This window comes from Chroococcidiopsis sp. CCALA 051 (assembly GCF_003015105.1).
In the GTDB taxonomy this organism is placed as follows: domain Bacteria; phylum Cyanobacteriota; class Cyanobacteriia; order Cyanobacteriales; family Chroococcidiopsidaceae; genus Chroococcidiopsis; species Chroococcidiopsis thermalis.
Window position 1 is genome coordinate 1 of sequence record NZ_PYCI01000177.1, and the last position, 11,909, is coordinate 11,909.

General features: G+C 44.0%; 12 protein-coding genes and 1 pseudogene. 8 read left to right on the forward strand and 5 right to left on the reverse strand.

Annotated elements, in window-relative coordinates; translation table 11 throughout:
* Positions 1-885, reverse strand: a pseudogene (locus tag C7Y66_RS27680) (chlorophyll A-B-binding protein); the annotation flags it as partial.
* A 108-nt stretch (positions 886-993) separates the two neighbouring features.
* On the opposite strand from C7Y66_RS27680, the gene C7Y66_RS31450 reads away from it, so the two are divergent.
* A complete protein-coding gene (locus tag C7Y66_RS31450; RefSeq protein ID WP_158266010.1) occupies positions 994-1,143 on the forward strand; it encodes a hypothetical protein in 150 nt (49 codons plus the stop codon).
* A gap of 204 nt (positions 1,144-1,347) precedes the next feature.
* Positions 1,348-2,376, forward strand: coding sequence for a tRNA dihydrouridine synthase DusB (dusB, locus tag C7Y66_RS27685; protein WP_106548043.1), 1,029 nt, complete (start codon positions 1,348-1,350; stop codon positions 2,374-2,376).
* Between the two features lie 6 nt (positions 2,377-2,382).
* On the opposite strand, the gene C7Y66_RS31455 is transcribed toward dusB, so the two are convergent.
* Together C7Y66_RS31455 and C7Y66_RS27690 are read right to left on the reverse strand one after the other, a co-directional pair.
* On the reverse strand, positions 2,383-2,535 hold the full coding sequence (locus tag C7Y66_RS31455) for a hypothetical protein (protein ID WP_158266011.1): 153 nt from the start codon (positions 2,533-2,535) through the stop codon (positions 2,383-2,385).
* A gap of 121 nt (positions 2,536-2,656) precedes the next feature.
* Positions 2,657-2,848 (reverse strand): hypothetical protein, encoded by a 192-nt coding sequence (locus C7Y66_RS27690; protein WP_015156289.1) that lies wholly within the window; start codon positions 2,846-2,848, stop codon positions 2,657-2,659.
* Positions 2,849-3,841: 993 nt separating this feature from the next.
* On the opposite strand from C7Y66_RS27690, the gene C7Y66_RS27695 reads away from it, so the two are divergent.
* Positions 3,842-4,159, forward strand: coding sequence for a multidrug efflux SMR transporter (locus tag C7Y66_RS27695; protein ID WP_015156288.1), 318 nt, complete (start codon positions 3,842-3,844; stop codon positions 4,157-4,159).
* Here C7Y66_RS27695 and C7Y66_RS31460 read toward each other — a convergent pair.
* Positions 4,156-4,293 carry a hypothetical protein gene (locus tag C7Y66_RS31460; protein WP_158266012.1) on the reverse strand — a complete coding sequence of 46 codons (138 nt, stop codon included), beginning with the start codon at positions 4,291-4,293 and terminating at the stop codon, positions 4,156-4,158. The two genes, C7Y66_RS27695 and C7Y66_RS31460, sit on opposite strands and share 4 nt — an antisense overlap.
* Before the next feature lie 21 nt (positions 4,294-4,314).
* Here C7Y66_RS31460 and C7Y66_RS27700 point away from each other — a divergent pair, with 21 nt between their 5' ends.
* The 5 genes from C7Y66_RS27700 (at position 4,315) to C7Y66_RS27720 (ending at position 11,547) form a co-directional block, all read left to right on the forward strand.
* The gene (locus C7Y66_RS27700) at positions 4,315-5,961 is read left to right on the forward strand and encodes an NAD(P)/FAD-dependent oxidoreductase (protein ID WP_106548044.1); all 1,647 of its coding nucleotides are present in this window, start codon (positions 4,315-4,317) and stop codon (positions 5,959-5,961) included.
* A gap of 119 nt (positions 5,962-6,080) precedes the next feature.
* Positions 6,081-6,476, forward strand: a complete 396-nt coding sequence (gene speD, locus C7Y66_RS27705; protein ID WP_015156286.1) for an adenosylmethionine decarboxylase — start codon at positions 6,081-6,083, stop codon at positions 6,474-6,476.
* 66 nt (positions 6,477-6,542) lie between these two features.
* A complete protein-coding gene (locus C7Y66_RS27710) occupies positions 6,543-7,460 on the forward strand; it encodes a fused MFS/spermidine synthase (protein ID WP_106548045.1) in 918 nt (305 codons plus the stop codon).
* A 627-nt stretch (positions 7,461-8,087) separates the two neighbouring features.
* Complete coding sequence (locus C7Y66_RS27715; RefSeq protein WP_106166755.1) at positions 8,088-8,276, forward strand: hypothetical protein; 189 nt, start codon at positions 8,088-8,090, stop codon at positions 8,274-8,276.
* Positions 8,263-11,547, forward strand: a complete 3,285-nt coding sequence (locus C7Y66_RS27720) for an EAL domain-containing protein (protein WP_106548046.1) — start codon at positions 8,263-8,265, stop codon at positions 11,545-11,547. The genes C7Y66_RS27715 and C7Y66_RS27720 overlap by 14 nt, the downstream gene beginning before the upstream one ends.
* Here the strand turns inward: C7Y66_RS27720 and C7Y66_RS27725 are convergent.
* On the reverse strand, positions 11,498-11,909 hold a 412-nt coding region (locus tag C7Y66_RS27725; RefSeq protein ID WP_158266013.1), incomplete at its 5' end, for an NTP transferase domain-containing protein. The genes C7Y66_RS27720 and C7Y66_RS27725 overlap by 50 nt on opposite strands.

Sequence of the window (11,909 nt, forward strand, 5' to 3'; positions counted from 1 at the left end):
AGATGTGTATAAGAGACAGAAGTAGTGCGGTAATAAGGACGATTTGAGGCTTAAGGGCGCACCATAAAACTCAACTGGGTAGGCGAGGGTATTAAATCCGCAAAAGTAAGAGCCAGCAAATCCTGTCAAAGCAAGACTAAATAGAGAGTAAGAAAGAATGGCGTTACCAGAGAAGAGAAAACGTCGTTTGACCCAATCCCACGGTTCGCTAATCATGTGCCATATTCCTGCCACAATTAACAGCGCACCAACATAAATGTGACCGCCAACAACATCTTCGAGATTGTTGACATCAAAAAGATGACCGATGCGGTCTATAATTATTCCAGGACTTAAAGTGGGTTCAGTAACGACGCGCACTTGTCCGATATTAGCATCGTAAAGTCCGCCAAAAAACATGGCTTTTGCTACTAACAACAAAGCCCCTATTCCTAAGAAAATCAAGTGATTTCCTAAAATAAAACTCAATTTTTTGGGGTCGTCCCAACTAAAATGATATTGCCGCGCTAGCGGATTTTTGGACTCTTCTAAGCTTGCCGGAACTTGGCTGCGGTGAAATAAAGTGCCTGCTGTAAAAACTGCGGCGGAAACAAGCAGTACAACTCCAAAAGCAAAAAAGGGATAAGTGTCAGTCACTTGACCGTCAGAAACCTGACTCCACCCTTGTGTAGCCAGTCGAGGTAAGAGAAATAACCCTTGTTCTGACATCGGACGGTCGGGAGAATATCGATTAATTTCTAACAGTATCAGCGCACCAATACTAAAGGCTACGATCGCCGCATGGGCAATGTGAGCAGTCAAAAATGTGCCTGATAAATTAGTTAGGCGCGCATTACCAGCCCACCAAGGATATTGGGCTTTGCGATCGCTTGCAGTTTCGATCATTATTTATTGTCCTCACTTTCAAATCGGTCTACTGAAAGTCGAGATAGCTTGTGAAAAAGCTTCTGTTACAAAACTTCAAATTAAGCGCTCAAAAATGAAAGAACGATCTTGACTTCCAAGCCAAATTCGGACGTGAAAAAGCGCTGCAAAGATGGGGATTCCCTCTTTACCAATTTCGATCGCTTCAACGGAGAAAACTGTTACGATGAGCCTGCCAAGTCATGCAACAACAGTTTCAAGCAGATGCGATCGCAGTGAATGGAAATTTTAATTATTTTCATCTTTCATTATTTCGGAACTTGCAAACTATTCGCAATCACGAGAATTATTTCGTAATATTTATATATATCCTTTAATTTCCTTTTGCTAAGATTTATTAGCGATCGCGCAAAATGAAGACTAGATCGCGCGAAACGAACGCTCTTTATCGTTAAAGTAGAAACTCTAACTCCTTTCGTTCCTATGGTTGCTCTATCTCCTAGCTTGCAAGCTAGACTCTCAACACCTCTTAAAATCGGCTCGTTTGAAGTTAATAGTCGAGTCTTACAATCACCGCTATCGGGTGTAACTGACTTAGTGTTTCGCCGTTTAGTGCGCCGCTATGCTCCAGAGTCAATGATGTACACCGAAATGGTGAATGCTACAGGGCTGCACTATGTCAAAGAGCTGCCTAAAATTATGGAGGTAGAACCGCAGGAAAAACCGATTAGCATTCAATTATTTGACTGTCGCCCTGACTTTTTGGCAGAAGCAGCCATCAAAGCTGTTGAAGAGGGGGCAGATACAGTCGATATTAATATGGGTTGTCCGGTCAATAAAATTACCAAAAATGGTGGTGGTTCTTCACTGTTGCGACAACCAGAAGTTGCGGAAGCGATCGTCCGTTCTGTGGTGCAAGCCGTCGATGTACCAGTGACGGTAAAAACTCGCATTGGTTGGACGGATAAAGAAATAACCATCCTAGACTTTGCCAAGCGGATGGAAGATGCAGGGGCGCAAATGATTACCGTTCACGGGCGTACCCGCGCCCAAGGCTACAACGGTGCGGCAAAGTGGGAATGGATTGCACGGGTAAAGGAAGTGCTGTCGATTCCTGTAATTGGCAATGGCGATATTTTTTCTGTAGCAGCAGCAGTGAAGTGTTTGGAACAGACAGGTGCAGATGGGGTGATGTGTTCGCGAGGGACGCTAGGCTATCCGTTTTTAGTTGGAGAAGTAGATTACTTTCTCAAGACAGGGCGAGAATTACCGTCTCCTACACCAGTCGAACTCTTGCAATGTGCTAGAGAACATCTTCAAGCACTGTGGGAATACAAGGGCGATCGCGGTGTGCGTCAAGCCCGCAAACATATGACCTGGTACGCTAAAGGTTTTAACGGTGCAGCTGAATTACGCGGTCAACTCAGCGTTATCGAGTCTGTGACTGAGGGGTTAGAACAACTCGATCGCGCGATCGAACAACTCGACCGTCAGTTATCAGTTGTCAGTTAACAGTGACTAGTGACTGGTGGCTAGTGGTAAGTGGGGTATGGGGTGTTGGGTGTTGGGTGTAGGTGTAGGGTATGGAGAGGGATTGTAAATTTCTTTCTCCCTCATCTGGGCGACTCTCCCTTGTCTCCCCCTTCTCCCTTGTCTCCCTTGTCCCTCCACTCCCAACTCCTATACGGGCAGGTTTAGAAACTCGCCCCTACCGACTCCCAATAAAACAAGGCAAGAGACAACTCGATCCCTTGCCAATTTGGATCGCGCCTAACTCTTGAGAGTTTGACGCTTAAAAAGTTTTGTCGATGAAATCTTTAGCTTTATCTTTAACATCTTCTTGAGCGTGCATTGTGGCTGCATCCTCTTGTTTTGCTTGTCCTTCCAACTTATCTTTGGGATCGCCTGTCAGCTCGCTCATCGCTTCTTGAACTTTGCCTTCAACGTTCTTAGCAACTGCTTCAACTCTTTTTTCGATGCTCATATCAATCTCCTACTAAAACTACTGGTAATGTCTGCTATAAGCAGGATGTAAAGTATTTATACGTATAGCTTGTGGGATGAACGAGAGATCTAACATCGCTCGTCAGTCAGATTTTCGAGGTGGCGATCGCCTATCTTAAGACCGATATCTGTGAGTCTTTAGAAAGATTTGAGTGTCAGTGCAAGAAAACAAAAAGCAGAACACTGAAGACTTACAGCTTTAAAATCACCTTTTTCAACTATGTAATTACTATTACCAGGCTGTACCAGCATTGTTAATCGATGCTAAATGTATAGCTAGAGACAGCAACAATATCAACTCTCGTTATAAGTCGTACAGCAAATTTTAGGTAATTAACTGTACTAATCGATAAAATTATTTTTTAACTCTAATAAGAACAACTAATAAATTGCCGATCTGAAGTTAATGAATACTCGATTTCAACCCTTCCAAACATAAAGAAATTATAAATTTATGGCTGTCAGCAACTAGGAATAGATAACTCTCTTCTTGTAAAACTATTTCAAAAACCGTTCTGCTGAAGCTACCGCTACTAAAAGGGTTCAGGATTAAATCTCTATGAAGATAATCGGATTTAGCATCTGACTTTTCCGTAATTAGTAGCTGATTTCTAGTCGAACAATCGTTTTTGCAGTCCGTGGAAGTTCCGTATTTCGTTAAATCGGCATTTTCACTGAATCGACTCGCAAATTTTTCTTAAAGTTCAGCTTGTTTTCAACTATTGCCCGTAAAAATACTGTGGTTCCAATAATGAATCTAATATATATTTTTTAAGGATTTTGAAAAACTTAAAAAAAATCTGAAAGTTTTTCGGCAGTTGTTGAGTATTGACGCGATATAAGAGTGCGATGATTTTATGTAAAATAGTCAATTTATTTGATAATAAAAATAATAAACATAGCTGACTTCACTAAGCTATAAAACAACAAAAAAAGTCTGGTTGTAAAATTTCAATTTTAAAGGAGCGAGTTTATGTATTTAATGATGGTGTTAGTTGCCGCATTTGCTTATACCTTGGGTGGCATGTATATGAAACTTTCCAAGGGACTATCTGAACTCGTGCCTAGTTTGCTAGTTTATTTCTTTTTAATTGCCGGGGCTAGTATTGAAGCCATAGCCATGAACGACTCTAGCTTAGGAGTCACCTATCTTTTCGTGGTTGGGCTAGAATTTATTTTGGCATTTTTAGTTGGAGCTTTGCTTTTTCGCGAAAGCTATTCTCATGGCAACCTATTTGGTGTATCTTTGATTGTTGCCGGAATTATTCTTTTGAGTGCAGGAGAATGCTAAGCAGATGCTTCAGCGATCGCTTCATCTAAATTAAGTACCATAAAAAATTTTGACAGGGCAGTAAAATTAAACGTGTTTTCCCGATCGCCACTACAGCCACCAGTCAAAGCGCGATCGTACCTAAACAACTTCAATCAAACTTTTAAAAGAGATCTATGGGTCGTTCATTGTTATTTCAAGACCTTAAACGTGCTATAAAAATCGGAATTTACGCCAAAAAAAATCATCTCTCAATCAGTCAGGGTATCGAACAGATAGCTCAGATGCAAGCCAGCGCTGCTCAATCCACGGTACGGGAAAGAGAAACCCAACTAACGGGAACGGCTTTGGGGAACGTAGCGATGCAGCTAGAGCGCTCTTACGTCTCGCCTCAGGGGGAGCGAGATGTCAAAATTGGCATTGTAGGCGCGGGATTAGCAGGTTTAGCTTGTGGCTACGAACTAAAACAGCAAGGCATCTCTGCCACAATTTACGAAGCGAGCGATCGCGTCGGCGGACGTTGCTATTCGCTCGGTAAAACATTCCCTGGAGCCGCGAAATTCCCTCATCAAGTCATCGAACGGGGTGGAGAACTCATCGACAGCCAAAACAAAACTATCCTGCGCTGGGCGCGACAATTCCAACTCACGCTGGAAGACGTGTCTCAGCAGCCAGGAGAATTTGCTTGCTATTTCAACGGAAAGCATTACACTGAATCGGCGATTTTAGAGGAATATCAAGCATTTATAGCTGAAATAAGACGTGATTTACAAGAAATATCCGCCATGCCAACTGTAGATTGCTTTACGTCGGCGGACGCACGGTTTGACAAAATCAATTTATTGGAATATCTAGAAAAACGCCAAGTAGGAGATACAATTAAGGCTGCGATGAATGCAGCCTATATGGCAGAATATGGGCTGGAGTTGGAAGAACAAAGCTGTCTGAATTTTTTGTTGGTGGTACGAGACATTGAAACATCACAAGCTTCTCCCTTTCAAATTTTTAGTGACGAGCGTTATCACATCGTTGAGGGTAACGAGCAAATCGTCCGAGGATTAAGCCAAGAACTCCAAGGACAGATTGAGTTGGGGATGAGACTGGTGAGGGTACGCAAGAATTCAACAAACCGCATAGAAGTCACTTTCGACAACGGCGATCGCACGATTGATGTCGCATACGATGCCGTAGTGTTAGCAATTCCTTTTGCATTACTGCGTCAAGTCGAACTAGACGCAAACTTAGAACTACCAGATTGGAAGCAAGAAGCAATTAATCAACTCGATCAAGCAACTCACGCCAAAATGATGCTGGGTTTTAACGGTCGTCCTTGGGCAGATCGTGGCAGTAGCGGTGCATCGTACTCTAATTTGTCCCACCATCAAACCACTTGGGAAACAAACCCGACTGGAGCAAGTGGCGATCGCGCCATATTAGTAGACTTTTCTAGTGGTAGAAGGGGAGCGACGCTCGATCCCAATCGCGTGCAAACAGAAGCGCACCTATTTTTGAAAGATTTGGAAAAAGTTTATCCAGGGGCGATCGCCCAAGCAACACGCGATCGCGCTGGCGATTTACTCGTACATCTAGAAAACTGGACTGCTAACCCCCTCGCCCAAGGTAGCTACTCCTGTTACAAGCCAGGGCAATTTACCACGATCTGCGGTAACGAAGGCAAGCCAGTTGACAACCTATTTTTTGCAGGGGAACACACAAATTCTTTCTATGAATGGCAAGGCTACATGGAAGGAGCAGCCCTATCTGGGATTAAAGCCGCTAGCGACATTTTGCAACATCTCAAGCTGACCATCTTGCGATGCTGAAAATTTCCATAGCTAAAGTTTGCTAGCTAAATTTTGCATAAACCAACAAACACTCTAACAGGCGGTGATACTACCGTTTTCGGGAAGAACAATTTTTTGTAAAGAAAGAGATTAGCCCTATGGAAAAGCGATTCGATTTTTACGGTCGGCATTTGCTGCTGAATTTTTCTGGTTGTGAAGCTGACATGGACGATCTAGAACAGATCGAACGCGATATGGTCAGAGCAGTTAGTGCAGTAGGAGCTACCATTGTGGCGCATCTCAAGCACAAATTTGAACCTTGCGGTGTTTCGGTTGTGTTAATGCTTTCCGAGTCTCACGCCAGCATTCACACATATCCAGAATACCGAGCTTGTTTCTTAGACATATTTACCTGTGGCGATTTAGATGTCGTACCCTTTGGTGAAGTATTAGAAACACTCTGGCGACCGAAATGGGTGTCCAAGCAATTGCACGAAAGATTCGATCCGGCGATCGTTCAAGCCTCGCAGTTGCCTTTAATGCTGAGAAAGTGAGGTAGAAATGGTAGTGACGCACAGCCGTGCGCCACTACCAAAATAGACATCAGGAATCCATCAAATATGAGCTTAGAATTTAGTAGCTGGCTGAGCGATCAGACAACCTCAGATGAAATTCGCCTGTTGCGGCGAGTCGGAGGTATGGAGGCTAAATCGACTCAGTTTCAAGCGATGGAATTTGCCAAAACAGCAGCTTACGGTGACGTGCTGGTGTTGGATGACACGATTCAATCGGCTGAAGTAGATGAGTATCTATATCATGAGGCGTTGGTACAGCCAGCAATGATGACTCATCCCGATCCGCAACGGGTGTTAATTATTGGTGGCGGGGAAGGTGCAACACCGCGAGAAGTTTTGAAGCACCCCAATGTCAAATCTTTGGTGATGGTGGATTTAGATCGGGAATTGGTAGAATTTTGCCAGCAAAAACTTCCTTCTTGGCATCAAGGTGCTTTTAGCGATTCGCGATTGGAATTGTTACATACTGATGGTCGCGCATATTTGGCGCAGCAAGAAGCTCAGTTTGATGTCATTATCCTCGATATTACTGATGCTTTAGAAGAGGGACCCGCGATCGCGCTTTATACCAAACAGTTTTATTCCCTTTGTCAGCAGCGACTCTCAGAGTCGGGGGTAATGGTAGTCCAAGGGTTTTCTCTTTCGCCTTTGAAGTGGACGGAACACGCTACAATTCGGCGGACTATTCATAGTGTTTTTCCTGTCGTCCGCAGCTATTCTATCTTTATTCCCTCTTTTGCTTGTACGTGGGGATTTATTATTGCAACTAATAATATTGACCCTGCTAATTTGAGTGGAAGTGCGATCGAGCAGAGGATAGGCGATCGCAATTTAGTAGATAAACTGAAAGCATACGATGCTGTGAGTCATACAGGTATGTTTGGCTTACCAAAAGATTTACGGCTTAAATTAGCACAGCCAGGAAATATTCTTGAGGATGATAAACCTCTAGTTTTTGAGTAGAAATAAATCGTTAGCTAACACTTTATGTTAGTAAGAATTTCATCATCGTAGATGAAAATATGCATAAATGCAGAAGTACTTGTAACGATCGCTACTCCGTTTTTCCAGGACTAACTGAGATATTTTTTATACTCGATTGGCAATTTGTGCAGAGATTTGCAGTAATTATTTTTTCTAACTAAAATTTAAGCAATTGTTTATGCAAAGAAGGGTAAAATTAAGCTTTTCTATATGGCACTTAGCGCGATCGCTGATGCATAATAACTACTTAAACCTATAGACAGCAGCTACGCAGTACTAATTCTCGACTGTTTTTTGCTTCAGACTTTTTGATTTTCGATTCAAACAAGGATTCATTTTAAAAAAGCTCAAGTTTGACTACACGATCGAACATTTTCTTTACAAATTGCAATTATTAGTAGTGCGATCGGCTTTAGATGAAATAGCATTGGTTGAATCGAGCTTGACGACTTTTTTCTAATCGAATTTAATGAAGAGACATCAGGTAGCTACTGAAGTTAAAATTTCCAAGTCAACAGCAAAAATTAAAAACTATGTACTTTTTTATGACTTTTTTCAGTTGATGCTAGAGGCTAGGGTTATGTTGCAATTTACTGGGAAGAGAAAATGAGTACTAGAAAAATATCGCTCTTGCAGTCAGTAGCAACCATTTTAGCTGTACAGTCTCGCTCATCTCGTCAGCAGCAAACTCAACCTCACTGCTCGCAAGTCGTGCAGAAGCGAGGTGAGATCGTTAAATTGCTTGCCAAATCCAGTCAACTATTGCTGCTAATGCCATCTTATGACGCTGCGTAAAAAGACATTAATCATTACTGGCATGACGCTATTCAGTCTATTTGTAGCGCTGTATAGCACTTCCAAAACAATTTTATTGGATGGGTTTATCCAAGTGGAAGAACAAGATGCCGATCGAAATGTCCGCCGCATCGTGCAAGCATACAATGATGAGCTGAACAAATTAAACATCATGAATGGCGACGAGGCAGAGTGGGACGGCACTTATACCGATATTGAAACTGGCAATCTTAAATATTTTCAAAACGCATTTAACTATGCTTCGCTCGTAAGATCGAATCTCGATCTAATTATGTATATCCGTCGCCGCGATCGACGCATAGTTTATAATGGCTTCATCACGCCTTATGCAAAACAGGCTTTACCAGTACCGAAAAGCCTACAAAAATACTTCCAACAACCAGAATTTCTACTACAGCCAGATAATGAAGAGCGACAGCAAATGGGGCTGTTGCAGCTACCTGAAGGACTGATGTTGATTGCCGTGCGGCAAATTTTAACCAGTGAAGGCAAAGGTCCCAATCGCGGCATTCTCGTCATGGGACGCTATCTGGATGTCAAGCAGCTAGCAGCAAAAACTCACTTCGATATTGCCTTAGAGCGATTAGACCATCCGCCCATACCCTTAGACTTTCAAAGAGCAGAGCAAACTTTAATTAAAAACGAGCAAGTCTTCGTGCGATCGCTAAATGAAAGTACGATTGCTGGCTACGCGATGCTGCGAAATATGGAAGGGAATCCGGCTGCAATCTTGCGCGTAAATTTACCAAGGCAGATCTACCAACGCGGACAACTCAGCGTTCGTTATCTGGTGTGGTTATTGTTGTTGGTTGGTTTGGTCTTTAGCGTCACGACTTTACTACTATTAGAAAAATTAGTCCTGTCGCGCATAGCGCGTTTAAGCAGCGATGTCAGCCGAATCGGTGCTAGTAGCGACCTGTGTTCCCGCGTTGAAATACCTGGTAACGACGAATTAGCCTGTCTAGCCAGTACGATTAATTGGATGCTAACTCAGCTGAACCAATCTCAAGCGGCACTACTGAAAAGTGAAGAACGCTATCGCGTATTCCTCGCCCAAAGCTCCGAAGGTATTTGGCGTTGTGAATTAGAGCGACCAGTAGCAATTCAAGCTGCTCTAGAGATCCAAGTCAATGACTTTTACCAACACGGCTATCTCGCAGAATGCAACGAAGTCTTAACACGTATGTTCGGTTACGCCAGTGTAGGTGAGATGCTAGGAGCGAGGATCGGTGAATTTTTACCCAAGTCCATTCCCGCTAATATAGAGTTTTTTCGCGCCTTCATCAGTTCTGGCTATCGCCTGGTAGATGCTGAATTGTGCGAGTTCGATCGCCACGGTAATCTCCACTACTTTCTCAACAATCTCATCGGTATTGTCGAAAATGGCTATCTAGTGCGAGTTTGGGGCGTACAACACGACATCACTGCCCGCAAACAAGCAGAAGAAGCCCTCGTCAGGGCAAAAATCGCTGAAGCTGCCAACTTAGAACTAACGCGAGAAATTAACGAGCGCAAGCGGATCGAACTTGCTCTCTCGCGTGAAAAAGAACTAGCACAAGTGACATTACACTCAATTGGCGATGCCGTCATTACCACAGATGCAGAGGGTTACGTTCAATCGCTCAATCCCGTAGCAGAAAAACTCACCCGTTGGGATGGCGAACAAGCTAGAGGACTACCCCTCGATTGTGTCTTCAAGATCGTCAATGAAATTACGCGGGAGACATTAGACAATCCCGTAGAGCGAGTTTTAGATGAAAGTCGGATTGTCAAATCCTCATACAACACCTTGTTAATCGGACGGGATGGGACGGAATTTGCAATCGATCACTCAGCTGCACCGATTTATGCTAGCGATCGCCAACTGATCGGTAGCATTTTAGTGTTTCGCGACATCACTCAAGCCAACACGATGGCGAGACAACTGGCATGGCAAGCCAGCCACGACCCCTTAACCGAACTCTACAACCGACGAGAATTTGAGAAACGCTTGGCAACCGCCGTCCACAGCGCCCAAAATGGCAGCATCCAGCACGTCCTCTGTTACCTCGATCTCGATCAATTCAAAATTATCAACGATACTTGCGGACATGCAGCCGGAGATATGCTGCTGCGTCATATTAGCAGCTTGCTACCGACTCAATTACGTAAAACCGATACTCTAGCCCGCTTAGGTGGAGATGAATTTGGCATCCTGCTCTATTCGTGTCCTTTAGAACAAGCGACTCAAATTGCTAACGTGCTGCGGCAGCAAATCAACGACTATCGCTTCGTTTGGCAAGACAAAACCTTTACCGTTGGTGTCAGCATTGGTCTAGTAGAAATTAATATTACCACTCCTAGTGTTGCTAGCGTCTTAAGTGCTGCTGATGCTGCTTGCTATGTTGCCAAAAACAAAGGGCGTAACCGCGTCCACATCTACCAACTTGACGACACCGAACTTGCCATTCAACAAGGAGAAATGCAATGGGTGACGCGCCTACCTCAAGCATTGGAAGACAACCGCTTTCGGCTATTCTATCAACCCATCGCCGCGATCGCTCCGACCAGCGTTGGTTCGCCGCATCACTGTGAAGTGTTGCTGCGGCTGGAGGATGAGACGGGAAAATTAGTCTCGCCGATGGCATTTATTCCTGCTGCCGAACGCTACCATCTGATGCACCGGATCGATCGCTGGGTGATTCAAACTTTGTTTCGTCACTTAATGCTGTCCTCAACTGCTCGTCTGCCTCATGTTTATGCAGTTAATTTATCTGGTGCAACGCTAAATGACGAACAGTTTATTTCTTTTGTTCAAGAGCAATTTGCTCTCACAGAGATTTGTCCCCAGTTAATTTGTTTTGAAGTTACGGAAACTGTAGCCATTACGAATTTAGCGAAAGCCGCAGCCGTGATGCGCCAACTCAAAGCGCTAGGCTGTAGTTTTGCCCTAGACGACTTTGGTAGCGGCATGTCTAGCTTTGCCTATCTGAAAAATTTACCTGTAGATTATTTAAAGATCGATGGGGTATTTGTACGGGAAATTGTCTCCGATCCGATCGCTGCTGAAATGGTAGCAGCGATCGCTAAAATTGCTAGCGTTATGGGTATTCAGACCATCGCTGAATTTGTTGAAGATGAGTTTATTTTGGACAAGCTGCGCCAATTAGGAGTTGATTACGCTCAAGGTTATGGCATTTCTCAACCGAAAGCGCTTACGCTCAATCGCCCTGTGACACGGCTGCATAGTCAGTTGGGGTATTGCAGTTAAATAATATCGAAGGCTCGAAATGGGATAGGGGTTGAACCGGATGTTGCGCCAACCACCGCTGAAAAGAGCGCCCACCTTGCTCGATATATGATTCAAGGACGTTCAAACAACTGCGACGATAGAAACCGCACAAAGGCTCCCCGCCTTTAGGATGGCGCGGAAGCAGAGCGATCGCCTCCTTCGGCATTTCTACCAGTTCGCGCGTCCAATCTTGCAACACTTCCAACCGCAAGCAAGGCAAATCGCACGCCAGTAACAGCACCCACTCCGTTTGTACGTGAATTAATCCTTGGGCAAAGCCTGTTAAAGGGCTATTGGTAATTGGTGAGTTGCTGGCGGCTAGTGACTGGTGACTAGAATTG